General features: G+C 64.4%; 19 protein-coding genes and 1 pseudogene. 17 read left to right on the top strand and 3 right to left on the bottom strand.

The window, feature by feature from the left end; translation table 11 throughout:
* Positions 1-25: 25 nt before the first annotated feature.
* Complete coding sequence (locus ACUP6Y_RS22360) at positions 26-1,216, bottom strand: NAD(P)/FAD-dependent oxidoreductase (protein WP_462556800.1); 1,191 nt, start codon at positions 1,214-1,216, stop codon at positions 26-28.
* A 664-nt stretch (positions 1,217-1,880) separates the two neighbouring features.
* Between ACUP6Y_RS22360 and ACUP6Y_RS22355 the strand changes: the two genes are divergently transcribed.
* The 10 genes from ACUP6Y_RS22355 to ACUP6Y_RS22310 all read left to right on the top strand — a co-directional run bounded on the left by ACUP6Y_RS22355 (position 1,881) and on the right by ACUP6Y_RS22310 (position 14,245).
* The gene (locus ACUP6Y_RS22355; RefSeq protein WP_462553205.1) at positions 1,881-2,234 is read left to right on the top strand and encodes a putative quinol monooxygenase; all 354 of its coding nucleotides are present in this window, start codon (positions 1,881-1,883) and stop codon (positions 2,232-2,234) included.
* 860 nt (positions 2,235-3,094) lie between these two features.
* A complete protein-coding gene (gene ccrA / locus ACUP6Y_RS22350) occupies positions 3,095-4,381 on the top strand; it encodes a crotonyl-CoA carboxylase/reductase (RefSeq protein ID WP_462553204.1) in 1,287 nt (428 codons plus the stop codon).
* Positions 4,381-5,169: an enoyl-CoA hydratase-related protein gene (locus tag ACUP6Y_RS22345; protein ID WP_462553203.1), complete on the top strand. Its 789-nt coding sequence runs from the start codon at positions 4,381-4,383 to the stop codon at positions 5,167-5,169. Before ccrA ends, ACUP6Y_RS22345 begins: the two co-directional genes overlap by 1 nt.
* Positions 5,170-5,629: 460 nt before the next feature.
* Positions 5,630-6,532: an HpcH/HpaI aldolase/citrate lyase family protein gene (locus ACUP6Y_RS22340; protein ID WP_462553202.1), complete on the top strand. Its 903-nt coding sequence runs from the start codon at positions 5,630-5,632 to the stop codon at positions 6,530-6,532.
* A gap of 22 nt (positions 6,533-6,554) precedes the next feature.
* On the top strand, positions 6,555-7,328 hold the full coding sequence (locus ACUP6Y_RS22335; protein WP_125038042.1) for an enoyl-CoA hydratase/isomerase family protein: 774 nt from the start codon (positions 6,555-6,557) through the stop codon (positions 7,326-7,328).
* Between the two features lie 107 nt (positions 7,329-7,435).
* Positions 7,436-9,229 carry a thiamine pyrophosphate-binding protein gene (locus ACUP6Y_RS22330; RefSeq protein ID WP_125038041.1) on the top strand — a complete coding sequence of 598 codons (1,794 nt, stop codon included), beginning with the start codon at positions 7,436-7,438 and terminating at the stop codon, positions 9,227-9,229.
* A gap of 18 nt (positions 9,230-9,247) precedes the next feature.
* On the top strand, positions 9,248-10,456 hold the full coding sequence (locus tag ACUP6Y_RS22325; protein ID WP_462556798.1) for a CaiB/BaiF CoA transferase family protein: 1,209 nt from the start codon (positions 9,248-9,250) through the stop codon (positions 10,454-10,456).
* Complete coding sequence (locus ACUP6Y_RS22320; RefSeq protein WP_462553201.1) at positions 10,453-11,979, top strand: aldehyde dehydrogenase; 1,527 nt, start codon at positions 10,453-10,455, stop codon at positions 11,977-11,979. The genes ACUP6Y_RS22325 and ACUP6Y_RS22320 overlap by 4 nt, the downstream gene beginning before the upstream one ends.
* Positions 11,980-12,189: 210 nt before the next feature.
* Positions 12,190-13,128 carry an aldo/keto reductase gene (locus ACUP6Y_RS22315; RefSeq protein WP_462553200.1) on the top strand — a complete coding sequence of 313 codons (939 nt, stop codon included), beginning with the start codon at positions 12,190-12,192 and terminating at the stop codon, positions 13,126-13,128.
* Positions 13,129-13,666: 538 nt separating this feature from the next.
* Positions 13,667-14,245, top strand: coding sequence for a nuclear transport factor 2 family protein (locus ACUP6Y_RS22310; protein WP_462553199.1), 579 nt, complete (start codon positions 13,667-13,669; stop codon positions 14,243-14,245).
* Between the two features lie 720 nt (positions 14,246-14,965).
* On the opposite strand, the gene ACUP6Y_RS22305 is transcribed toward ACUP6Y_RS22310, so the two are convergent.
* A complete protein-coding gene (locus ACUP6Y_RS22305) occupies positions 14,966-16,441 on the bottom strand; it encodes an aldehyde dehydrogenase (protein ID WP_462553198.1) in 1,476 nt (491 codons plus the stop codon).
* 227 nt (positions 16,442-16,668) lie between these two features.
* Between ACUP6Y_RS22305 and ACUP6Y_RS22300 the strand changes: the two genes are divergently transcribed.
* From ACUP6Y_RS22300 to ACUP6Y_RS22285, 4 genes are all read left to right on the top strand, one after another.
* Positions 16,669-17,502 carry a mycofactocin-coupled SDR family oxidoreductase gene (locus ACUP6Y_RS22300; RefSeq protein ID WP_125038036.1) on the top strand — a complete coding sequence of 278 codons (834 nt, stop codon included), beginning with the start codon at positions 16,669-16,671 and terminating at the stop codon, positions 17,500-17,502.
* A gap of 526 nt (positions 17,503-18,028) precedes the next feature.
* Positions 18,029-19,063 carry a cupin domain-containing protein gene (locus ACUP6Y_RS22295; protein WP_462553197.1) on the top strand — a complete coding sequence of 345 codons (1,035 nt, stop codon included), beginning with the start codon at positions 18,029-18,031 and terminating at the stop codon, positions 19,061-19,063.
* A 106-nt stretch (positions 19,064-19,169) separates the two neighbouring features.
* Entirely contained in the window at positions 19,170-19,997 is an 828-nt protein-coding gene (locus ACUP6Y_RS22290; RefSeq protein WP_462553195.1) for a fumarylacetoacetate hydrolase family protein, read from the top strand.
* A gap of 66 nt (positions 19,998-20,063) precedes the next feature.
* Positions 20,064-20,264 (top strand): Rieske (2Fe-2S) protein, encoded by a 201-nt coding sequence (locus ACUP6Y_RS22285; RefSeq protein WP_462553194.1) that lies wholly within the window; start codon positions 20,064-20,066, stop codon positions 20,262-20,264.
* On the opposite strand, the gene ACUP6Y_RS22280 is transcribed toward ACUP6Y_RS22285, so the two are convergent.
* A protein-coding gene (locus ACUP6Y_RS22280; protein WP_462553193.1) for an IS3 family transposase occupies positions 20,265-21,526 on the bottom strand; the annotation gives its coding sequence in 2 pieces (ribosomal slippage) (positions 20,265-21,178 and positions 21,178-21,526; 1,263 coding nt in all).
* 76 nt (positions 21,527-21,602) lie between these two features.
* Here ACUP6Y_RS22280 and ACUP6Y_RS22275 point away from each other — a divergent pair.
* The 3 genes and pseudogenes from ACUP6Y_RS22275 to ACUP6Y_RS22265 all read left to right on the top strand — a co-directional run.
* A pseudogene (locus ACUP6Y_RS22275) lies at positions 21,603-22,025 on the top strand (transposase); the annotation flags it as partial.
* A gap of 525 nt (positions 22,026-22,550) precedes the next feature.
* On the top strand, positions 22,551-23,165 hold the full coding sequence (locus ACUP6Y_RS22270; protein ID WP_462553192.1) for an AMP-binding enzyme: 615 nt from the start codon (positions 22,551-22,553) through the stop codon (positions 23,163-23,165).
* A 199-nt stretch (positions 23,166-23,364) separates the two neighbouring features.
* Positions 23,365-24,414, top strand: coding sequence for a DNA adenine methylase (locus ACUP6Y_RS22265; protein ID WP_462553190.1), 1,050 nt, complete (start codon positions 23,365-23,367; stop codon positions 24,412-24,414).
* Positions 24,415-24,492 lie beyond the last annotated feature (78 nt).

Below are 24,492 nucleotides of genomic sequence, written 5' to 3'. Positions count from 1 at the left end.
GTGCTCGCCGCGCATCTTGAGGCATCTAGGACGTACTCGCTTGGAGTTCGTCGACGAGCTCCCCTCGCAGCTTGACCGCCTCTCGAGGGAGGTTCCACGTAAGGATGGCAACCTTTCGCCCGTCGTGGTGGTAGGCGACCGCGAACCTGCCGTCCTCCGGATCGCCGCGCACGATCGTCGTTGCCGCCTCAGCGTGAGGAATCCCGTAGACCTGTACCTTCACGTCGTACTGATCGGTCCAAAAGTAGGGGATCGGAGCGAAGGGCTCGACGGCCTTGTCCAGGAGGGCACGAGCCGCCGCCACGCCCTGTTCGATAGCGTTCGTCTGGTGCTCGATTCGCACGCGTCGCCGGTAGATCGGGTGGATCCAACTAGCCACATCCCCTGCTGCGACGATGCCTGGCGCGGCCCGACAGAACTCGTCGCAGTCGATCCCCTTGGTCAGCGAGAGCCCATTCCCAGCCAACCACTGCGTGTTTGGTACGGCCCCGACCGCCACCAGGACGAGGTCCGAGTCGAGCGACGACCCGTCCGTGAGTTCCACGCCTGTGACGTGGCCAAGCCGTTTCTTGAAGTCTGCCACGCCGGCACCCAAGTGCATCTTCGTTCCGTTGCTGAGGTGTACGGCGGCCATGCGCGCCGCCACATCCTGGCCCAGTTGACGAATCATCGGCCCGGGGAGCGGATCGATGATGTCGACATGCATACCGGCCTTGCGCGCAACAGCGGCGACCTCACAGCCGAGAAACCCAGCCCCGATGATGGTCAGCCGACGCCCGGCTGTCAGCTCAGCCCCGATCGCCGCGGCATCATCCAGGGTCCGGAGCACGTGCACGCCGTGCAGCTCATGCCCGACGCCCATACGGCGCGGGGAGGCGCCGGTGGCGATCACCAAGCCGTCGAACTCGACATTCGATCCATCCGAGAGTTCGACACGTCGGTTCGCTCGGTCGAGAGCAACTGCAGACACACCAAGCCGCCAGGACGCGCCGAGCGCTTCGAGTTCGTGTTCGTGGCGAAGGAAGGTCCGCTCGTGACTCCAGGCACCGGCAAGAACGTGCTTTGACAGTGGCGGTCGTTGATACGGCAGGTGAGTCTCCGACCCAACGATCGTCAAGCCACCGTTGAACCCTTCCTTACGCAAGGTCTCAGCGGCCGCAAGCCCTGCTTGCGACGCACCTACGATGACCACGCGTCCCGGAAGTCTGGTTTGCATGGTCATTGACGGGGCTCCGTTGTTCGGGTCTGCGTGAGCCGCTGCCCGCTCCATTGCCGCGCAATGCGCCCCGCGGCGCATCTTGGTGCGGCGGTGGCGGCCACGGACCAAGGAATTAATCGGTGTACGGAGGAAAGTCTACTCTGGGATGCGCTGGGCCGGTCAACCCGGCCCGCACGCGCGCCTTCGTGGACCGTGGAGGTGGAGCGCGCGGATCAGGGCTGCGGAACCCGGGTGCCGCCGCTACTCCTTCGGAGGGGATTCGATGAACTCTGTGCACGCGCACGGGGGAGTCGTGGCCCGCATCGCGGGGACTGTTTTCGGTCGAGTTCGTGGCAACATGTGGGTGTGCCGCGTTCAGCGCCCGTCGCGCGTGAAGCGAAGCGACGGGCGCTCATGGTCCTCGTGTCGTCGACGCCTGGAGAAGCGCAGATCGATGCTATGATCCGCACACTGAAGGTGATGTCTGACTAGGGTCCGGAGTGCGAGCAGCCCGTCGGTTGCCGGCGGGCTGAGCGATGCGCTGCCGGTCGTCGAACACGAGCCGAAGGACATCTTCGACGCAGGCGGACGGCTGGTATCGGAAGATGCCGGTACATCACCGGGGTAGTGCGCCCCGTCGAGGCTGGCGTCGCAGCAAGTGTCGATTGGTTCAACTCTCAGAATGGAGGTGGCGATGCCCAGGGTGGCCTTCTTCGCCAAGGTGAAAGCGAAGCCCGGGCAACGCGCCCGGTTACTGGCTCTCTTCGACAAGGCGTCGGAGCATGCGCAACGGGAGCCGGGTACGCTCATCTATGCGGTACACGCGGTGGATGACGAATCGGACGCCGTCTACCTCTACGAGCTTTACGAGGACGCGCAAGCGCACAGGCGTCACTCGGATGGTCACGCGGTTGCGGTTCTGCGCGCGGGTCTTCCCGAGCTTGTGGAGGAGCCCATCGCCGTCACCAAAGGTCTGTACCACGGCGGATTCGGGCTCTGCGTTGAGGATCCGGATGACAACCCGACTGAGACATAGCGCCTGCGCGCGGTCAACGGCACAGGCACAGGGGAGTCGAAAGGGTCTGTTGCACGGATAGGTGACATCTGATCTGCCTCGATGTGTGTCGGCGCTCGAAGGATGTGCACGGTGCCGAAGGCGTTTCCCAGGGAGTTCCGCGAGGACGTGATCCGGGTGTACCGGCACTCTGGCTCCTCGATCGCTCAAGTTGCCGAGGACTTGGGTGTCTCGGCGTCGTGCTTGTAGCGTTAGCTGGACATCGACGAGCGTGACTCGTAGCGCCGGTCAGGCCGGTCAAACTCCGCGGCTGCGGGCGAACCCGGCACCGACGCCGAGCACGAAGGGTCCCAAATTGGCAGCCGCGCCGTGCCGCATGCGGATCAGGAGTCGTAAGAGGGCGGCGCTGGGGGATCCAAGGCTCAGCACCAACATCCGCACGCACGGCTACCCGACGAACAGTGTGGAGCAGGCCACCATCGAGTCGGAGTTCTCCATTCGGATGGACCGCGCGGAACCCGCACAGCGGCGGAGGGCCGTCGGCCCCGGAGCTCACGCTCAAGCGGGATCGAGGAGCATTGCTCGCGGATCATCGAGATCAATGAGTGCGTTCTGGGCAAGATGCGAGGCGCACGGCGGTCCCCCCGGCATCAGGCAGACTTCGCGCTGCGCATCGCGACGCAGGTCATCTGCGAAATGTGCCCGCGGACGTTGATCCTGGGAAGAAGCGCTCGAAGGACTTCTCCGTATGTGCGGCCGCCCACGCCTGCGCGGTGACGCGGGCGACGTGATGTACTCCGCATACTGAGGACTTGACCTTCTTGTCGGAGGCCGTCACGCTCTGGTTACGCAGTGTACGTCGTAACTAGGAGGAGCCAAGGATGGCCAGCTCGCATCAGGCGGAACGCAACAGTGTGGTTACTCCAGGCGTCGAGCCGACGCCCGTCGGACAGTTGCCGCCCGTCGGCCAGGTCCCGAGCCATATGCATGCCCAACTGGTGCGCCAGGATCGTTTCGGGGATCCGGCGACCGCCTTCGTGGCGGAGGTCGTTCCAACCCCGGACATCAGGCCCGACGAGGTGTTGATCGGCGTGATGGCCGCCGGCATCAACTACAACAACGTATGGGCCGCGCGTGGCTACCCCGTGGACCAGATCGCCACACGTCAGCGGCGGGGTGAGACTGAGGACTTCCACATCGGCGGCTCTGACGCCTCTGGAATCGTCTACGCGGTTGGCGGCGAGGTGAACGGGATCGAGGTGGGTGACCACGTCGTCACCCATCCCGGCGTCTGGGACGCCGACGACGCCTGGATCGCCCGTGGCAAGGACCAGATGACGGCGCCGACGGCCAGGATCTACGGCTATGACACCAACTATGGGTCTTTCGGGCAGTTCACCCGTGTCCAGGCTCATCAAGTGCTGCCCAAGGCGGCCCATCTGACGTGGGAGGAGGCTGCTGCGCCTACGTTGGTGGGCACCACGGCGTACCGCATGCTCCACGGCTGGCAGGGGAACGTCGTCAGCGAAGGCGATGTCGTCCTGGTGTGGGGCGGGTCAGGTGGACTTGGCAGTCAAGCGATCCAGCTCGCTCGGCTTGCGGGCGCTATTCCGGTCGCGGTCGTATCCGAGCCCGAGCGGGGTGCCTACGCGGAGAAGCTCGGCGCCGCCGGTTGGATCAACCGGCGAGACTTCAACCACTGGGGGGTTCCGCCCCTGGTTGACGACGCGGCTGGCCAGAAGGCCTGGACGGCGGAGGCACGCAACTTCGGGAAGAGGATCTGGGACATCGTGGGTAGCAGGCAGGACCCGGCTATCGTCTTCGAGCACCCAGGCGCTGCCACCATCCCGACTAGCATTTTCGTCTGCGAGACGGGAGGCATGGTAGTAATCTGCGCGGGGACCACTGGATACGACGCGATGGTCGACCTGCGATACCACTGGACGCGACAGAAGCGGCTTCAAGGCTCCCACGGCACCAACGACACGGAAGCGCGTGCCTACAACGATCTCGTCCTCGCGGGCGCGATCGACCCGGCTCTTGGCCGGACGATTCGGTTTGAGGATATCCCCGGCGCGCACGCGGCCATGGGTCGGGGCGAAGAGGTGTTCGGCAACGTCTCGGCGCTTGTTGGAGCCCCGCATCCTGGCGCCGGGGCGGACCTGTGATGGGTGTCGACACCGGTGCGCAGTCCTCGGTCAGAACGTCGGTGAACGAACGGGTCGCCACGGTCACGATCGATCGACCCGACGCCCTCAACGCGCTGAGCGAAGCCGTGATGCGCGAGCTGACTGACGCGGCGGTGGGCTTCGATGCTGACCCGTCCGTCGGCGCAATCGTCATCACTGGCGCCAACGGCGTCTTCGCTGCGGGTGGCGACATCAAGGAGATGCAAGGCCGCAGCTTCAGTGACCTCTACAACTCGCAGTGGTTTGCGGCATGGGACAGGTTGACCGCTCTTCGCACCCCGACGATCGCTGCCGTGCCCGGCTTCGCCCTCGGCGGCGGCTGCGAGCTTGCCATGCTGTGCGACATCATCGTCGCCGCAGACACTGCCAAGTTCGGTCAGCCCGAGGTTAAGCTCGGTATCCCGCCGGGCATCGGCGGATCGCAACGCCTGGCTCGCGCGATCGGCAAGTCGAAGGCAATGGAGATGTGTCTCACCGGCCGGATGATGGGCGCGGAGGAAGCGGAGCGGAGCGGTCTCGTCTCCCGTGTGGTCCCGGCTGACGAGCTTCAGGAAGCGGCTCATGAGCTGGCGCGAGAGATCGCGTCGAAGTCGAGCCTCGCCGTGGCGTCGATCAAGGACTGCATCAACAGGAACTACGAAACGAGCCTGTCCGAGGGAGTCCTCTTCGAGCGGCGAGCCTTCTATGCGGCGTTCGCCACTCAGGACCAGAAGGAAGGAATGGCGGCCTTCATCGAGAAGCGGCCGGCCAACTTCGTCCATCGCTGAAACAAAGTGGCCGGCTGCGCGTCGAGCTCGCGCATGCCGGTCGGCCCGCCTGCCCACCAGTTCCTTTGGCTCGAAGTACGTGCCATCGATGTGGACGAAGAGGTACGACCGACTGGCCCTCGGGAGTTGGAAGTATGAGCCGCCATCGTGGTGACGCGGGTTCGAGCACGTCGTTGAAGCCGATGCCACCACGGTAGGTGACAAGTGAGCACCGGACATCCCCTTCAACGACTGAGAAGCAGAGCGCGATCTGGCGGAAGTTGGAGTGCCCTGTGTCGGCCGTTGTGGAGGGCGCACACGGAGCGCCGTCGGCGGTCGCGCGACCGGGGCGGCGCATCGCCGCGTCATTGACAGTCTGAGAGAACGGCTATAGCCTCGGCCAAGTTCATCTGTACACTGAATGATCTGGTGTGGCGGTGTCCTGCAGGCCTTGGACGAGCGCCGGTGTGGAGGTGACCGAATGATGTTCTCGACGCTCTCGAGTGAGGGCGGTAACCGACGGGGTGTGACACGGGTGGAAGACAGGCTGGAGTTGAGATTGCCTGTTGGGCCGGCGATCCTCTTTTGTCCTGCGGATCGTCCTGACCGCTATCACAAGGCGCTGGTAAGCGCGGACACGGTGATCATCGATCTTGAGGACGCCGTCGCCGTCGACAGGAAGGGCATGGCACGCGAGGCGCTGGCAACGGCACTCCCTCACCTTCCTGTGGAGCGGACGGTCGTCCGGATCAACTCTCCGCGGACCGCGGATGGTCGAGCCGACATTGACCTTCTCTGCAAGTCGAACCTCCGCTTCGTGATGGTTCCCAAGGTCGAATGCCCAGAAGATATTTCGGCCCTCGCACCGCTGTCGGTGATCGCACTGTGTGAGACCGCCCGAGGTGTCGAGGCCGCCCCTGATATCGCCCGACTCGACGATTGTGTCGGCATGATGTGGGGGGGAGAGGACTTGACGGCCGACATCGGTGGACGGCGCAGCCGGCGTAGCGATGGAAGCTACCTGCCCCACGTCGAGTACGCCCGCAGCAGGGTCCTGATAGCCGCAGCCGCTGCGGGGATCTCGGCCTGGGACGGTGTCTACCTGGACATTCCTGACCTCGTCGGGCTTCGCGCTGAGTGCGACGATGCGGTCGCGATGGGTTTCGCAGCGAAAGTGGCGATTCATCCGACGCATGCAGACGTCATTCGTCAGGCCTATCGCCCGACTCGAGCCCAGCTGGCCTGGGCGAGGAACCTGTTGGCCGCCCTGGAGAAGTCGGAGTTCGGGGTCGTGAGCTTCGAGGGCCAGATGGTCGATGGGCCGGTCATAGCGATGGCTCGCGCGATTGTGGCGTCCCAGCCGCATCAGTCTCTCACCAGCTAACAACGCATGAAGGATATCGACAATGTCAGTGCTTTTTGAGGTCGACAACGGCGTCGCGACGGTGACGATCAATCGTCCTGAACGCATGAACGCGATGGATGGGGCCACTTACGAAGCGTTGTCGCATGCGTGGATCCGGATCCGCGACGACGTCGAGATACGCGCCGCGGTTGTCACCGGCGCTGGCGAGAAGTCGTTTACCGCCGGCGCAGACCTTAAGTCCTTCGTCGGATCCGCGGGGGATCTCTCCGAGTTCTGGAACACGCAGAAGGACCCACTGCTCAATCGCGGCCTGGAGGTCCACAAGCCGGTCGTTGCGGCCGTCAACGGTTACTGCTTTGGCGGTGGGGTGACGTTGCTCTTGGCCACCGACCTTCGGGTGGCGTCGTCGCATGCGACCTTCGCCCTGAGCGAGGTCAAGAGGGGGCTACTTCCCGCCAACGGTGGAACTCAACGTGTCCTGGAGCAACTGCCTCATCCTATCGCGATGGAGATGCTGCTGCTCGGTGAACCGGTCGATGCGGAGACTGCACAGCGGTGGGGACTAATCAACAAGGTTGTGCCCGCTGACAAGTTGATGGAAGAGGCGTTGAGCTACGCGAGGCGTCTCGCCTCCTTACCCCCGCTCGCGGTGCAAGCGTGCAAGGAGCTTGCGATCCGCGCGCGAGACATGGATCGGCCCTCAGGCCTGCGCTTGGAGGAGACGATGCTCCGCATGCTCAAGTTCACTGACGATGCGGCTGAAGGCATCGCGGCCTTCGCCGAGCGACGCGACCCTGTCTGGCAGGGGCGCTAGGGCTCCTGGCCACCAAGTGCGCCCCACGGCACTGACCGCTCACGTGCCACACAACTTCATAAGCCGGTATCGAAATCGCAAAGGCTCGACCCTAGGGCTCGAGACCAATGCAGGCCACCCTTTGGCCACAAACGTTGAGGAGAACTCTTATGGGTCTAATGCGAGGCGCTGACGCGATCTTGGACACCCTCGAAGCCGGCGGCACTGAGCTGCTCGTCGGCTACATCGGCCACACCACGCAGGAGCTGGCCGATGCGGCGAGTGAACGCAAGGGAATGCGCACGATCAACCCGGCCACCGAGTTGGGCGGAGCACACCTCATCAACGGCTACAACTACATCACCGGCCGCGCCTCAGCAGCGGGTCTTTGGCACACCTGCGGGACTCTGATGATCACGTCCGGGCTGTACGAGGGGTTGTACTCACGCATCCCATCGGTGCACCTGGGCTTCAATGTGGACGGTGGGTTCCAGGGCCGTGACTCCATGCAGGAGATGCCCAACGTCGACGCGCTGAAGCCGCTGACCAGGCATGCCGCTCGCGTGGAACGTCCGGAGAAGCTACCGGAAGCGATCAACCGCGCCATCCAGCGTGCGCACGGCACCCCCGCAGGTCCCACCTTTGTCGACATCCCGTTCGATCTGACGGTCGATGTGGCCGAGATGGAGATCCCGACCGGATGGCCCGCGACAGTCAATCGCGCCGGCGCAGACCCCGAGCTCGTCCGGGCTGCAGCGAGCCTGCTCCTCAGTGCCGAGCGTCCTGTACTCATCGTGGGTGGCGGCGCTGTCACCTCGCAGGCTGACGCCGAGGTGCTGGAGCTGGCTGAGCTCGCAGGGGTCGCGGTAACGACGACATTCACTTCGCAGGGCATTGTGCCCGAGACCCATCCTCTCTCGCTCGGCTCAAGCGGTCCCATTGGTTGGCCGTGTGCGAACGACGCTATCGCCGAGGCCGATGTGGTGATTGCGATCGGCACGCGCATGTCGGAGTGGGGCTACGGACGCTCCTACACCGCAGCTTTGCCGGGCAGGCTGGTGCACATCGACACCGACGCCAACCAGATCGGCGCCTTCTACTTCCCGGAACTCGGGATCGTCGGTGACGCTCGCACCGTACTCCGACAACTGATTGAGGCGGTACGCCAGGACGCGAGCTTCGTCCCCTCGCCCTACAACGAGCGGCCGAACTACCAGCGGCTAGCTGAGTCGAAGGAGAAGTGGGCCACTGAGCGCCGCGAACGCGCGGCGGTCACCGACTCTCCAACCAGCCCGTGGCGGGTTGTTTCCGCGATCGAGTCGGCTCTGGGGCCTGACGACTATCTCGTCTCGGACTCGGGGAACAACACCGGCTGGATGTTCCAGGGCACCACGGCCAACCGCTCGAGGCGGCTGACGGCGAGCTTCGGAGCCGGCGTGCTCGGTCCGGGGCTTCCGATGGCCCTCGGAGTCAAGCTGGCGCGTCCGGACTCGAACGTCGTGGTCGGCGTTGGCGACGGCGGCTTCGGCTACTCCCACAATGAGATCGCCTTGGCGCTGCGCGAGAACATCCCGGTCACGGTCGTGGTGTTCAACGACGGGGCTCTCGGAGCCAATAAGGGATTTATGGAGTATCTCTACGGCAAGCCGTCTTGGACTGACCTCAATAACCCCGACTTCGTCGCTCTCGCGCGGGCGTACGGCGCGGATGGTGAGCGGGTCGAAGATGCCGGCGATCTGGATGCCGCGCTCAAGCGCGGCGTTGGGTCCGGCACGTTGTACGTCATCGACGTTCCGATCGGCGAGGAGTTCGAATACCCGGCAACCGGTCCTGGCGGCAAGGTCAAGTGGCCGCCGCGCCAATGGCCCGGCGACGTGATCGGCACCCGCGTGCCTGGCCGCTTTGCGGACGACAGGGCCTGAGGCTCAGGAAGGTTGATCATGCAAGGCCTAGATCGCCCGCTCGCTGGGGTTACGGTCGTCGACCTCACCGTGAACATTGCGGGACCGTCGGCGACCCTGATCCTCGCAGACCTCGGCGCCCGAGTGCTCAAGGTCGAGCCACCGGGTGGCGACGTCTCGCGGACGTGGTCGCCTCAGGACACTGACGGGTTTTCAAGTGTCTTCTCGGCGTTCAACCGAGGTAAGGAGTCGATCGTCCTCGACGCCAAGAGCGTGGAGGGCCAGCGGCTCCTGCATGAGTTGGTGAAGCACGCCGATGTCTTCATCGAGAGCATGCGCCCAGGAAAGGCTGATGCCCTCGGCTTGGGCTGGGACGCTCTGAGGGAGATCAACGAACGTCTGATCTACTGCAGCGTGAACGCCTTCGGCAACGTGGGTCCCCTTGCCGGCGTCGCAGGCTTCGATGCGGTGGTCCAGGCCTACTCGGGCCTGATGGATCTCACTGGCCACCCGGGGGGCGAGCCCGCCCGGGTGGGGGGCGCCGTCGTTGACGTCGGGGCTGGAACGTGGGCGGCGCTCGAGATTCTCGCGGCGCTCCTGCAGCGGCAGCACGACGGAAAGGGGGCCCGAGTCCAGTCGACCATGCTGGGGACAGCAATCAGCTACATGCTGCACCATCTGGTCTCCACGCGTCTCGGCGTAGAGCCGACGCGGCTGGGTTCGGCCCAGCACAACTTCGCGCCGTATCAAGCCATCCGAACCTCTGACCGACTGGTCATGGTGGGCGTCAATAGCGATGCGATGTGGAAACGAGCCGCACTGGCCCTCGGTGTGCCTGAACTCGCAGACGACGATCGTTTTCGTGACAACGTGATCCGTAACGCCAACCGGGTTGAGCTGATCGCTGAGATCGAGCGGGCGCTCGAGATGGTTCCGGCGGAGAGGGTGGTCGACCGTTTGGCTGCTGTCGGTGTCCCCGCCGCGGTGGTCCGGCCGATCGGTGCGCTCATCGACGACCCTCAGCTAGATGCCATGGGCATGTGGGGGACCACCTCAACTGGGACCGTGTTGCCACGGACCCCGGCCGCTGACCCTGACCTGCCGGTCGGCGATGTGCCGTATGCGGGCGAGCACACCGTAGCGATTCTGAGCGAGTTCGGGATCGAAGGGGACGAACTGAGCCACCTGATGAACGCTTTCGTCGTCGAGCAGCATGGGCTCGGCGCAATGGACAAGGAGCTCACATGACCAGCGTGCTCGAAGAACCGCGGCTGACGAACCCGTATAACGGCTTGGCGAGCTACCAGCTATACATCGGCGGCGCGTGGGTCGATGCCCGATCGGGGAAGTCGTTCACTTCGACGAACCCGACCACAGGGTTGCCCTGGGCTGAGGTCGCTGAAGGCGGAGCCGACGACATCGATGCAGCGGTCAAGGCTGCGCGCGCTGCCTTCGAGAACGGCTGGCGCGAGACGAGCGCCGCGCAGCGGGCAGCCCTGCTGCGTCGGCTTGCGGACGTGCTGTCCAGGGAGGACGTTGTTCAGCGATTGGCGGTCCACGAGCTGCTGGACACAGGGAAGGTGATCCGAGAGACCATCGGGCTAGCACGAGCGTTCAGCGGATGGTGCTACTACTACGCCGGCCTGGCGGAGAGCTTTGGGGGCAGTACCAACACAGTGCCCATGGATGAGACCTTCACCTACACGGTTCCCGGGCCACTGGGTGTCGTGGGGGCCATCACCCCTTGGAACTCTCCGATTTTCCTCATGCTCTGGAAGCTCTGCCCGGCCCTGGCGGCAGGGAACACGATCGTAATCAAGCCGTCCGAGGTTGCGCCGGTCTCCACGCTTGAGTTCGCTCGGGTCCTGGAAGAAGTCGGATTCCCGCCCGGCGTTGTCAACGTCGTCTCCGGCGGCCGGGACGCCGGTGCCGCCCTAGCCTCGCATCCCGATGTCGACAAGGTTGCCTTCACGGGTTCGACCGCCACGGGGCGGAGCGTCATGCACGCAGCTGCCGACAATCTTACGCGTGTCTCTCTCGAGCTTGGAGGCAAGTCACCGAACATCGTCTTTGGAGATGCCGATCTGGACCTGGCGGTCAACGGCATCCTGTCGGGGGGCTTTGCGGCCGGTGGCCAGATGTGCACGGCCGGATCGAGGGTGCTGCTCGATGAATCCGTGTACGACGAGGTCATCGACCGGCTGGTTGCGCGTGTCCGGGCGATCAAGATCGGGGACCCGTTCGATTGGGGCTCCGAGATGGGCGCCCTGACCTGGGCCGACCAGTACGCCAGTGTGCTTCGAAGGATCGAGACGGCTCAGGAGCAGGGAGCTCGGCTCGTCACGGGTGGTGGGCGGCCCGATCCAGCGCCAACTCCTGGGGGCTTCTATGTGGCTCCTACCGTTCTGGTGGACGTTCGGCCCACGATGGAGCTCGCCAGGGAGGAGATCTTCGGGCCGGTGGTCGGGATCGTCCCATTCAAGACGGAAGCTGAGGCCATCGCCATCGCAAACGACACCCCCTACGGCTTGGCCGCGGCTGTGTGGACAACAAACCTCGGAAGGACGCAGCGCATGGTCAAAGCAGTGCGCGCTGGCACGGTCTGGGTCAACTGCTATAGGCGCGTCTCCTATGCCGCGCCTTTTGGCGGCGTCAAGAAGAGCGGGCTCGGCCACGAAAACGGCATCGAGGTCATGCGCGAGTACACAGAGACGAAGACCGTCTGGATCGACACCAACGCGGACGCGAGGGACCCGTTCCGATTGGCCTGACTCGTCAGGTTATCGGAGTCTGCTGAATATTGGTGTGCCTCCCACTGTGGCCACGCCGCTATCCGCGAATTGAGGACCTAAATTGGGACTAACCCGAGATCGCCGCCCGCTGGCTCGATGTGCTTGACACTGCGCATGTCGGGTTCCTAGAATCATCAGTACGCTGATGACCGTGTGTGAGAAAACACTAATGAGACGAAGGCGAATGGCATGAGAACTACGGAAATTTCGCAGGGTCTGGAGGTATCGAACCTTTGCATCGGGGCCGGACCCCTTGGGGGGATGCCGACCGCATTCGGTTACGATGTCAGCGAAGAGCGAGGCATCGCGACTGTAGAGGCTGTGTTCGATTCGCCTATCAACTTCATGGACACGTCTAGCGAGTACGGGGACAGCGAAGTCCGCATCGGCAAGGTTATCCGCGAGGGCCGCATGCCCAAGGGATTCGTTATTGCCACTAAGGCAGATGCTGAGGGTGATGGCACAGCACGCCGCGGTGACTTCTCGGCCAAGCAGGTTCGCGCCTCCTTTGAACTGAGCTTGGAACGGTTAGGACTCTCGCATATCGACGTCTATTTCCTCCATGACCCGGAGAAGTTCCCGTTTGAGCATGTGATGGCACGCGGCGGTGCAATGGAGGAACTGCTCCGACTCAAGGATGAAGGCTTGGTCGGTCTCGTCGGCGTTGCCGGCGGCGACGTGGTCGAAATGGCGCGGTATGTGGATACGGGCAATCTTGACATCTTGCTCAACTACGGCCGCTACACGCTTCTCGACCGGTCGGCGGACTCGTTGATTGACAAGGCTTCAGATGCAGGCATGGCCTTCCTAAACGCTGGCCCATACGCGAGCGGGCTTCTTGCGGCTCCCCGTGGAGGCAGCGCTTGGTACCAATACGCGCCGCCGAATGCGGATGCTTTGCAGGCCGTGGATCAACTGCATGAGTTGTGCGAGTCGTTCGACGTCAGTCTTCGCTCCGTCGCGCTTCAGTTTTCGATGCGCGACCCGCGCATCACCTCCACGGTTGTCGGCTTGTCGCGACCAGAGCGTGTCCAAGCGCTCCTAGATGACGCAGCGGCCGAAATCCCGGCGGAGTTGTGGGATCAGCTCCCCGCGCCCCTCAACTTGCCTTGGAACTCCTTAGCTTGATCGCTGCGCATGAGACCACTGTGGCCGGAATCGGCGACATGGTTCATCGTGTCGGAAGCAACAAGGAGGAGCGATCAGCTCCTCCTGGACCCGTCGTTGAGTGAGCAATCGATTGATGAGGGCGCCCCGTCTGAAAGCGCCAGTGCGGGGACAGGCGCGTACTACCGTTGAAGAGATCTCGATCGATGGGTGCGACAATCCCAAAGGTCGAGAAGATCACGACAATGCTCGGGTCGGCCGACAGGGATTCTGAGACATTCGCCTCCTCGCATGAGTTTCGCATTGACCGGACGCGTGGCCAGCTCGTGATTTTTGGTGTGGGCATCCAGTGCGATGCCGAAGGTGCCCTCCTTGGTGGGTGTTTTGGAACCGTCGCAAGGCCCAGACATCCAGCCCGGCGGGGCATCTTCGCGTTACGGCAGGCAGGCCCGAAGTTTCCCATCGGTGGATCGTCCTGAGGCTGCACAATCTCCATCGGAAGCTGCTCAGTTTGCTGATAGATTCCTTGCCAAGCTAGCTATAGCGGAAGTGAGTGCCAATGTCAAAGACACCAGTTGGAAAGTCCGCCGCCCAAGACCTTGAGCGGCGAATCTTCGCCCTGGAGGCGGAGCGCGATTGCCATGAGTTGCTAACCCTTTACGGGCTCTACGCCGACTTCGGTTTGGCAGACGAGTGGGTGGGCATCTTTACAGAGGACGCAGTCATGGAGTTCAACTACTTCGACGACTCCGCGTACCTCGACGAGAAGCTTAATCCTCTAGTCGATGACCCAACGACCGTTGGTTGGCCGGAGAAGTTCGGCCGCTTTGTCGGCCACGAGGAGCTTTACGAGGCCGCTACCGAGCCACGCCACAAGAGACTGGTCGGCCGATGCCAACACCAGACCGGCGGCCAGCCTTCGGTGTTCCGGTTGTTGGACGATGAAACTGCGCTCATCATCAGTGACGCGATCATCTACTCCCGTGCCGTGGGCAACTACGCCCCCGAGGTTGCGTATCAGAATCACAGCCTGAACAGGTGGGTGTTTCGCCGTGTCGACGGTCGGTGGCGCATCTCTGAGAACATCCGCAAGGTGATGGGCAGCGATGGGGGCCGAGAACTTCTGGCCGGTATTTGAGGAGTCCTCACACCGGCTTGGTGTGGGGCCGGTGATCCGGTTGACATCCGAAAGTGCGGCCGAAGCGCCCACGACGATCCCCCGGCCTGGGTGACCACGTGAAGGCCGCCGATGGCGATATTGACCCTGCCGAAGGGGCCCTTCCGCGACTCCTAGGCGTTGCGGCTCATGAGTTGGTGTCACCCGGCCGTAGGTCGTGAGGGAGGTCAGCTCCCTCGACCAGGACATCCGTTGCCGATCCGAAGGACTTGCCCGGTCGCGGCGGGCTTTCACCGTGAGCACCGCGTCATAGTCGGAACCGCACGTGCTCATGTGAAGGGGTCAGCTTGGCCCGTTTTGTGAGTGAGGCCCGGCCCGCACCCCCTCACGACGACGGGGTCAGTCATACCGTCTACACGCTTGGCACCGCGCGGTGATTGGCTCGAGGTCTTCTGGAGGGCGTTCGGCTGTGATCACCGGGGTGCTGCTCGTCGTGGTGACGGCAGCGAGCAGCGCGTTGAGTCCGCGGATGCCGGAGTAGCCGAGCCCGGGATCTCGGTAGGGATGACCCTGGACCTCGATAATGGTGTCGTTGATATGAGCAACGCATGCCCACGATCGCCCATGTCCGGATCGGTCCAGGCGGCGGTCAGCCCGAGCAGTCGGGTGTGTGCGGCCAGCGCGATCAGGAACAGCGATTTGCGAGTCGAGCTGCCGGACGTGGCCGATGGGTTGGCCGACTCAGAGGACCGGAGCCGGCGTTGGTGACCCGGTGGGCAGATAGACGGACTTGATCGATCGATATTCTTCGAGTCCTTCTGGTCCGAGTGCGCGTCCGAGGCCACTGGCCTTTACTCCGCCGAGCGGAGCGGCAAGGTCGGCCGGTGTCCCGTTGATGCTCACCGACCCGGTCTGGAACTGTCGGGCGATGTTGACGGCACGGTCCGGATCAGCGGACCACACCGAACCCCCGAGGCCGTACTCGGAGTCATTGGCTAGTTCGACCGCTTCGTCGATGTCGCCATAAGGAATCACACACAACACGGGGCCGAAGATCTCCTCCCGCGCCACGATCGACCCGTTGTCGACATCGGCCAAGATCGTCGGCTCGACGTACCAACCACGGTCGAGCCCTACGGGGCGTCCGCCGCCGGTCGTCACACGTGCACCTTCTGCGATCCCCGCGTTGATGTATCGCTCAACCCGGTCGCGGTGGGTCGAGCTCACCATTGGCCCGACCTCTGTCGTCGCCTCGAACGGATCACCGACGATCTGTGACGAGACCAGTTCCGTGATGTCATCGACGTAGGCCGCGTAGCGACTCCGTGGCACGAAGATGCGAGTGCTGATCCAGCAGGTCTGTCCGCTGTTCAGCATGGTGTTGTAGAGGAACTGGTCCCGGAGCGTGACCAGGTCGGCGTCGTCAAGAACGATAGCGGCAGACTTCCCGCCAAGCTCGAGGATCGCAGGACGCAAGAGCTCGGCGCACCGCGCTGCAACCTTTCGTCCCCCGATGGTTGACCCGGTGAATGCGACGCGATCAACCCCCGGATGGCCGACCAGGTAGGCGCCGGTATCGCGGTCTGCAGGCAGGATGTTGACCACGCCGGCCGGTATCCCAGCGGATTCGATGCACTGTGCGAGCAGGAACGAATCCAGCACGGTTTCCGTGGCAGGTTTGAGGACGACGCTGCACCCGGCTGCCAGCGCAGGTGCGAGTTTGAGCAGAGCGCTCCCCATGGGGAAGTTCCACGGAACGATGGCGGCGACCACGCCACCGGGTTCATGTCGAATCAGGGTCGTTCGGCCCGCGGTCACTCTTGTCTCATCCTCTCCGAGCTCACGGATGAGTGCCGCGTAGTAACGCAGCAGGAGCGGCCCGGTGTTGGCCTCGGCCTGCATGCTGAGGCTGATCGGCATCCCGTTCTGTGCGGTGACCAGCTTGGCGAGCTCGGCACCACGCGTCTCCATGACGTCTGCAAGGCGCTCCATGGCGTCGGCTCGACGGGCGACCTCCCAGGAGGCCCATCCTGCCGGGTCGTCGAATGCGCTACGTGCAGCCCTCACGGCTGCATCCACATCGCGCTCGGACGCCAGGGGCACCGAGCCGATCGTCTCCTCCGTGCTGGCCGACACCACCGTGATCCTGCCGCCGGCGTGGGGAGACTTCCACTCGCCGCCATAGAAGAGGCTGTCGTGCTCAATGTTCAACTTCATTCAGTCCTTCCTCTACTCACGGAGGTGCGCCATCAAAAAGATCTGTACACGGAAGAAGCGTCTACGTGACGGTACAGGGAGCGGCAATTGGGTGTCAACGAGGGTGATCTCCGTCGCGCCGACCAGGCCCGTCGAGACGGTTGACACTGTCATTCTGCCCCCTTAGGTTGAGGCCAAGAATCATCCGTACCCTGAACAATTTTACGCAGGCGTGTCTAGGAGTCACAATGGCAAGGTTCGACGGCAAGGTGGCATTCGTAACTGGGGCGGCGCGCGGCCAAGGCCGCGCAATCGCGGTCCGGCTTGCGAGCGAGGGCGCGGACATCATTGCTATCGATATTTGCGACGCCGTCCCCACCAACGTGGCGACTGCGGCCACGCCTGAGGACCTGGAGGAGACGGCTCGTCTCGTCGAGAAGCATGGGCGGCGTGTCTACGCTGCCCAGGCGGACGTACGGTCGTACGACGGTCTCTCTTCGGCCCTCGAGGCCGGGATCGCTCAGCTTGGGCGGCTCGACATCGTGTGCGCGAACGCGGGGGTGTGGAGCTTCGGCTTGATGCACGAGCTCAGTGAGCAGCAGTGGCGGGAAGTTATCGATGTGTGCCTCACCGGTGTTTGGCACACCTGTAAAGCGGCTGTGCCTCACTTGATTGAGCAGGGCGAAGGCGGGAGCATCATCATCACCAGCTCGGCTGCCGGGCTGGTCGGCTTCCCGAACGGCTCTCACTACGTGGCTGCCAAGCACGGGTTGATCGGCCTGATGAGGTCGATGGCTAACGAGCTGGGACAGCACTGGGTCCGTGTCAACACCGTCAACCCGGGCACCGTGAACTCGCCGCTCATCCACAACGATGCGACGACCGGGCTGCTTGCTCCGGATCTGGCGGAGCCGTCGGCCGAGGCGGTGATGGAGCGTTTCCAAGAGCGCAACCTGCTGCCGGTGCCTTGGCTCGAGCCGGATGACATCGCCTCCATGGTGGCGTTCCTCTGCTCCGACGAGGCCCGATCAATCACTGGATCGGTCTTCTCGGTAGACCTCGGCACCGTGGTCCGAAATTAGGCGTGAATCTCGTCATCACCGGTTTCGGTCCGCGCGGGTACGCCTGCGCGGACGGGAAGTGGAGCTCGACGGCCGGACTGGGGCGGGTGGGGCCGGTGATGCTCCAGCAGCGACCGCGTTCATGCGGTCGTGCCCAAACGAGCTCGGAGTAGCGCCAGGCGCGATCAAGTGGTTCGGAGCCGATCGCACGGGCAAGCGGTCGGCGATGCGTTGGACTCAACTCGGGTGAATTGACCATTGGTGAGGTGCTGCGGCCGGCGGACCGACCGTCCTCGGGTCAGGAGTCTCAAGCTATCGGCAGGCGCCGGGGGCGAGCCGTCGGTGACCGGGCTGGGTTCCAGCCCCGTGGAGGTCTCACCCCGTTTGACGAGAGGAATGGCCTGCGGTACGATCCTCAGTATACAGAGTAAATGAGCGACGGCATCGTGCGCCGAGACCCCTCAGACGGCGAACCGATCGACTGGCTCAATTGGCTCAATTCGCCGAACGCCGATGTGACAACGCTGATCGAACGGGAGCTCATAGCATGACTTTTGCCAGTGATGAACAGGCCTACACCAGGCTCGCCGCTGAGGGTGCGGCGCCGTTGTGGCGATACTACGGAGACCTCTTCCTCCCCGAGCCGAAGCCGACCGCGGTTCCGATCGTCTGGCACTACAAGGCGCTCCGGGAGGTGGCGATGCACTTCGCCGAGAGTCTCCCGATTGAAGACGCTGCACGCAGAGTTCTGATGCTGGTGAACCCGGGACTCCAGGATCCGCCGGCGACCGTGAATACCCTGTTTTCAGGCATTCAGATCCTGCTGCCGGGGGAGCAAGCGCCTGCGCATCGCCACACGGCTAACGCATTCCGCTTCGTGATCGAAGGTAGCGGTGTCTACACGACGGTCGACGGTGAACGCCTGTACATGAATCCCGGAGACCTCCTGCTCACCGCCGGCTGGAAGTGGCATGACCACTTTCATCCCGGCGATAATCCCATGCTGTGGCTCGACGGTCTCGACTACCCGTTGGTCAACCTCCTCGAAGCCGGCTTCTACGAGCAAAGCCCAGACAAGTATCAGAAGTCCGTCGTTCCCGACGGGATCTCGACGCGTCAGTTCATCCACGGTCGCCTCAACCCGGTCTGGTTCAACTCTCAGGAGCGTCACTCCCCCCTCGGTAGCTATCCCTGGGTCGAGACCGAGCGCGCGCTTGCCGCTATCGGGGATGACGCGGACGGCTGTGAACACGACGGTGTGTCGCTCGAGTACACCAACCCTGTCGATGGGGGGTCGGTCCTTCCGACTATCGGGTGCCGGGTCCAGCGGCTCAGGCCAGGCTTTGTCGGGCGTCCCCGCCGCCAGACCTCGAGTGTGATCTGCCATGTCGTTCGTGGCAGCGGCTCGACTGAGGTTGGTGGGAAGACGCTCGAGTGGCAAGAAAAGGATGTCTTCGTCATTCCGGGTTGGCTGGCCTATCAGCACAGGAATGGCTCTCGGGATGAGGACGCTGTGCTGTTCACCAGTTCGAACGAGCCTGCGATGAAGGCCCTGAACCTCTATCGCGAGGAGGCGGTTTGATTTCTCAGGCGTCAGGGGTTCGCCCCAGCACATTGACAACCTGCACTACGGACTTAGGAGAACTCTAATGCGTGTGGCTACGTTGGGCGACGGTCGCGTCGGGGTCGTGGAGGGCGGCAAGGTCTATCCTCTTCCCGGCTTCGAAGCTTCGAAGGCTGGGCAGATCAGTGCAATGCGGCGACTCATCGAAGTGATAGATGCGGGGGAGTGGGGCTTCACGGGTCCGGAAGGAGATCCTCTCTCGCTCGATGAGGTGTCCTTCCTCCCTCCGGTCCCCGACCCCGGCAAGATCCTCGCCGCGCCGGTCAACTACATCGATCACCAGATCGAGATGAACGAGGACGTGCAGGTCTCGGGCCTGGGCTTGTTCCTCAAGTCCCCATCTTCGATTGTCGGCCACGGGGGTGAGGTCGAGCTCCCCTATACGGATCGTCGATTCGACTTCGAGGGGGAGGTCGCGGTCGTCATCGGGCGTCGCGCCCGAAAGGTGAGCGCTGCTGACGCCCTCGAGCATGTCTTCGGCTTCACGCCCCTCATGGACATGACGATGCGCGGCAGTGAGGATCGTTCCACGCGTAAGTCGTTCGAGACATTCACCCCGATGGGCCCATGGATCGTCACGCTTGATGAGGTCGATCAGATCGGGAACCTCGACTTCACTTGCCGCGTCAATGACCAGGTCAGGCAGGATGCGAACACGTCAGATCTCATTTGGGGTTTCGCGGAGCTCGTGGCCTATGCCTCGTCGATAACAACCCTCAACCCAGGCGACATCATCACCTCGGGGACGCCTGCAGGGGTCGGCCCGGTGGCCGACGGTGACGTCATAAAGCTCGACGTGCAGGGTGTCGAGGCGGCGCTCACCGTCAAGGTGACTTCGCGGCATGCCGTGCTTTGTCCGACCACTGGCGGCGCGTCCGGCAGCGGGCTGTGAAAGGCGCCTGATTTGCTTTCCTGTAGTCGGATCGTCACAGGGTTGCGCAGACATCGGAACCCCGATATGGGACATCGGGCCAGGGGATTCAATCGTGTCGATTGTGGGTCGGTAGAAGCGCTGTTAGCCGAGGGGCGTGCAGTCGTGCGTTACGGCGACATTGACGTGGTGGTCGTCCGCACTGGCAAAGCACTGTTCGCTTTCGAAGACCGGTGTCCGCACTTGGGTCGTCGGGCCCTACCCCCGGATCTTGGACACAGGGTTTGATTACGCAGCGGTTGGCAGCGTAGCGGCCCGGCGGGCCTCGTAGGTGGACGGTGGCAGGTAGCCGCACCAGGAGTGTCGGCGTCGGGTGTTGTAGCGCACGATCCACCGGAACACTTCTCGGCGGCAGCTGGCCTCATCAGCCCAGCAGGCGGCGTCTTGGAGGACCTCACGCTTCAGAGTCGCGTTGAACGACTCCGCGAGCGCGTTGTCGGCCGACGTGCCGACAGCGCCCATCGACTGGGTGACGCCGAGACTCTTGCAGAGCCGGGCGTAGTCCTTGCTCGTGTAGACCGACCCGTGATCGGAGTGGAACACCGCCCCGGCGAGGCTGCCGCGGGTGGTCTTGGCTGCGTTGAGGGCGTCCTCGACGAGGCTGGTGCGCATGTGGTCGGCGACCGCCCATCCGGCAAGGCGTCGGCTGTAGCAGTCGATCACGGTGGCCAGGTAGAGGTTTGTCCCGTCGGCCAACGGCAGGTAGGTGATGTCGCCGACGTAGCGGAGCCCGGGCGCGGGGGCGGTGAAGTCCCGCTTCAGCAGGTCGGGGACCTTCTGATCGGACTGCTCGGGGATCGTGGTCCGCACCCGCCGCTTCTTGACGTAGCCGGCGATCCCCGCGGCCCGCATCACCCGCGCGACCCGCTTGTGGTTGACCCGCTCCTCGGCCGGTGCGCCGTCGTTGAGCTCGGCGGTGATCCGCGGTGCCCCGCAAGTGTTGTCTTCGTCGTGGACGGCGCGGATCCGCTCGACCAGCACGGCGTCCGCGGCAGCCCGCTCAGCCCGAGCAGGAGCCCCGGCCTTCCACGCGTAGTACGACGAACGCTCGATCTCGACGAGCTCACACAGTCGCTTCACCTCGAAGGTGGCGGAGTTGTCGGCGACGAACTGGAAGCGACTCACCAGACCGTCTCCCCGGCGAAATACTTCGCCGCCCGCTGGAGAATCTCCCGCTCGGTGGCCAGCTTGGTGGTCTCGACCTCGAGTTCGGCGACCCGGGCGCGGAGCCGAGCCAGCTCCTGATCGGGCGACTCCTCACCCGGGCCCGAGGTCGTCTTGCTGGTGGGCTTGGACTGCAACGGGCTGGAGGTCAACGTCCCGTCAGCAGCGGTCTTCTTGCCGGTCCCGTACACCTCGAGCCACCCGCGCAGCGTGCCCCGCACGATGCCCAGGTCCTCGGCGATGCCGCGGACCGTGGCCCCCGGGGTGGACTCGTACAAGTCGACGGCCTGACGACGGAACTCCTCGGAGTAGTTCTTCCTGGCCATGATTCTCGGATCATCTCGCTCTCCCCGCCACCCTCACGGGTGCGGGATTCGGCGTGTCCAAGATCCGGGGTCAGGCCCCACCCTGTTCGACACCTGGCGCTTCCACGCGTTCTTCACCACCACCGAGCACGACGTGGCCGACACGGTGGCCGCGGACAAGACCCACCGCGCTCACGCCATCATCGAACAGGTCCACGCCGACCTCAAGAACTCCGCGCTGGCGCACCTGCCGTCCGGAGTGTTCAACGCCAACGCCGCCTGGCTGGTGCTGGCCGTTATGGCGTTCAACCTCACCCGTGCCGCCGCCAGCCTGACCGACTCCCAGCTCACGAAGGCCACCACCGCGACCATCCGTCGCAAGCTGATCACCGTGCCGGCACGGGTCGCGACCTCAGCACGCAGGGTGACCTTGCATCTGCCACAAGCCTGGCCCTGGGAGACCGCCTGGACCGCACTGTTCGACCGGGTCAGCGACCCACCGCCCGTCCTCGCGGCCTGACCACCCAGCAGCCCCAGCTGCGCGACGAGGAACAACGTGGAACACCCCGGACAGCGAGGTCCGGCGGATCCCCATGCTCCGGAGTCCTCACCCAGCAACGGCCACCATCACCTCATTCCGACCATGCCCATCGGTGGATCCGGGCTTAGTGCGGTCATCGACCACCAAAACCCGCTGAGCGTGCCGCGCTTCCCCTGGTACTACTGAGCTGAGGCGTTTGCTCAGGTCAGCGCTGATTGGCACGAAGCCGACAGATCGCGACTCCTCCCGCCAGACGCCGTCACTGGGGCGGGAAGTATGCTTGACCTGCTGCTTTGAAGCACTGTAGACGTCGGCTGCATGCGTGCCGAGTCGGCGTCCGACGCCTCGCCATCAATCTACGGATCAGAAGGTTAGGGGTTCGAATCCCTACAGGCGCGCAACAGTTTTGCGTAGGTCGACGCTGGATCCGCCTGCAACGAGATCGATCCCGTTTGTCCTACCGCACATCCCACTCGGGTTGCCGCGTCAATGCTGGGCGTCGAGGTGCGTGACCACTACGGCCAGACCGAAGTCGGCATGGTGATCGGCAACTGCTGGCACGAGTCCGTCGTGGCGCCGATCAGGCCCGGATCGATGGGCCGGGCGATGCCGGGCTTCGTCGCGAACGTCGTCGACGGCCAGATCGCCCTGAGTGTGGAGAGCAGCCCGCTGCTCTGGTTCACCGAGTACGTCGGAGACCCCGAGCGTTCCGCCGAGAGGTTCACGTCTGACGGCCACTGGTACCTCACGGCCGACTCCGGCCGCGTCGACGAGGACGGCTTCTTCTCCTTCACCGCTCGAGACGATGACGTGATCCTGGCCGCCGGATACCGCATCGGCCCCTTCGAGGTGGAGAGCGTCCTGGCCAGGCATCCGTCGGTCGGCGAGGTCGCGGTCGTCGGGCGCCCCGATCCCGACGGGGTCCGGGGCGAGGTCGTCGAGGCCTTCGTCGTCGTGGCGAACGGGTTCGAACCCTCCGATGCCCTCGGGAAGGAGCTGCAGGTGCTGGTTCGGGAGGAGTACTCCAAGCACGCCTATCCGCGCGCGGTGCACTTCGTCGACGAGCTGCCGAGGACGCCCAGTGGGAAGGTCCAGCGCTTCGTGCTCCGTCAGGGCTGACCTGCGCAGGCCGCGGAAGCTCCAGCCGCTGCCGTGATCGAGCAGTGTGAGTCGTGACAGGTCGAGCTCGGCGAACCCGGTTCCCGACGCGCTTCGGAGGACGGGCCGCGGCTCCGCTGACGTCCGATCCGACGACGCGGACGACCTGACGGGCGCGGCCCTGACCGTATCCCCGGAGCGCCCCGGGTAGCCTCGGTCCGTGCTCAAGTACCTGGGTTCCAAGCGGAACCTGGTCCCCGTTCTCGGCGACCTCGCCCAGGCGGTGGAGGCGCAGACGGCCGTCGACCTGTTCACGGGTACGACGCGGGTGGCGCAGGAGTTCAAGCGGCGCGGGCTCGTGGTGACGGCGACCGACCTGGCGACGTACAGCCAGGTGCTCAGTGACTGCTACATCGCGACCGATGCGCGGGAGGTGGACCTGCAGGAGCTGGACAACGAGCTGAAGCGGCTGGCGGCGCTGCCGGGGGAGGCGGGGTACTTCACCGAGACCTTCTGCGTGCGGTCGCGTTTCTTCCAGCCCAAGAACGGCGCCCGGGTCGACGCGATCCGCAACCTGTTGGACACCGACTACCGGGGCTCGGCGCTGTACCCGATCCTGCTGACCAGCCTGATGCAGGCGGCCGACCGGGTGGACTCGACGACGGGGGTGCAGATGGCGTACCTCAAGCAGTGGGCGCCGCGGTCCCACAACGACCTCGAGCTGCGGCGGCCGACCCTCCTCCCCGGCCCCGGTACGACGATCGGTGGCGACGCGATGCGGACCGTCGACGAGCTGCCGGCGGTGGACCTGATGTACCTGGACCCGCCGTACAACCAGCACCGGTACTTCACGAACTACCACATCTGGGAGACCCTCGTGCGCTGGGACGCACCCGCGCACTACGGGGTGGCGTGCAAGCGGATCGACAGCCGGGACCCGGCGACGAAGAGCGTGTTCAACGCGCAGCGAGAGATGCCGGGGGCGCTGGCCGACCTCGTCGGCCGGGCCCGGGCGGAGGTGGTCGTGGTGTCGTACAACGACGAGTCGTGGATCACTGCCGAGCAGATGACGGAGTCGCTGCGGGAGGCCGGGCACGAGGACGTGCGGATGCTGGCGTTCGACAGCAAGCGCTATGTGGGGGCGCAGATCGGGATCCACAGCCCGTCGGGGAAGAAGGTCGGGAAGGTGGCGCGGCTGCGCAACGTCGAGTACGTCTTCGTGGCGGGACCGACCGCGAGGGTCGAGGCCGCCATGCGTGCGGCGCGATGATGCGCCCAGACCCTCGAGCCGCCACCCCGCAGTCGGGGGCGGTTGCCGAACGCCCTCCTGCTGTGCGGCGTTCTCGGT

It is taken from the genome of Nocardioides sp. S5-5, from assembly GCF_054954065.1.
This window is presented reverse-complemented; position numbering and strand designations above follow the sequence as displayed.

Excerpts from the sequence above, each read along its gene's own strand:
- ACUP6Y_RS22360 (WP_462556800.1), bottom strand. The coding sequence starts at position 1,216 with ATGCAAACCAGACTTCCGGGACGCGTGGTCATCGTAGGTGCGTCGCAA.
- ACUP6Y_RS22355 (WP_462553205.1), top strand. The coding sequence starts at position 1,881 with ATGGAGGTGGCGATGCCCAGGGTGGCCTTCTTCGCCAAGGTGAAAGCG.
- ccrA (WP_462553204.1), top strand. The coding sequence starts at position 3,095 with ATGGCCAGCTCGCATCAGGCGGAACGCAACAGTGTGGTTACTCCAGGC.
- ACUP6Y_RS22345 (WP_462553203.1), top strand. The coding sequence starts at position 4,381 with ATGGGTGTCGACACCGGTGCGCAGTCCTCGGTCAGAACGTCGGTGAAC.
- ACUP6Y_RS22340 (WP_462553202.1), top strand. The coding sequence starts at position 5,630 with ATGATGTTCTCGACGCTCTCGAGTGAGGGCGGTAACCGACGGGGTGTG.
- ACUP6Y_RS22335 (WP_125038042.1), top strand. The coding sequence starts at position 6,555 with ATGTCAGTGCTTTTTGAGGTCGACAACGGCGTCGCGACGGTGACGATC.
- ACUP6Y_RS22330 (WP_125038041.1), top strand. The coding sequence starts at position 7,436 with ATGCAGGCCACCCTTTGGCCACAAACGTTGAGGAGAACTCTTATGGGT.
- ACUP6Y_RS22325 (WP_462556798.1), top strand. The coding sequence starts at position 9,248 with ATGCAAGGCCTAGATCGCCCGCTCGCTGGGGTTACGGTCGTCGACCTC.
- ACUP6Y_RS22320 (WP_462553201.1), top strand. The coding sequence starts at position 10,453 with ATGACCAGCGTGCTCGAAGAACCGCGGCTGACGAACCCGTATAACGGC.
- ACUP6Y_RS22315 (WP_462553200.1), top strand. The coding sequence starts at position 12,190 with ATGAGAACTACGGAAATTTCGCAGGGTCTGGAGGTATCGAACCTTTGC.
- ACUP6Y_RS22310 (WP_462553199.1), top strand. The coding sequence starts at position 13,667 with ATGTCAAAGACACCAGTTGGAAAGTCCGCCGCCCAAGACCTTGAGCGG.
- ACUP6Y_RS22305 (WP_462553198.1), bottom strand. The coding sequence starts at position 16,441 with ATGAAGTTGAACATTGAGCACGACAGCCTCTTCTATGGCGGCGAGTGG.
- ACUP6Y_RS22300 (WP_125038036.1), top strand. The coding sequence starts at position 16,669 with ATGGCAAGGTTCGACGGCAAGGTGGCATTCGTAACTGGGGCGGCGCGC.
- ACUP6Y_RS22295 (WP_462553197.1), top strand. The coding sequence starts at position 18,029 with ATGACTTTTGCCAGTGATGAACAGGCCTACACCAGGCTCGCCGCTGAG.
- ACUP6Y_RS22285 (WP_462553194.1), top strand. The coding sequence starts at position 20,064 with ATGGGACATCGGGCCAGGGGATTCAATCGTGTCGATTGTGGGTCGGTA.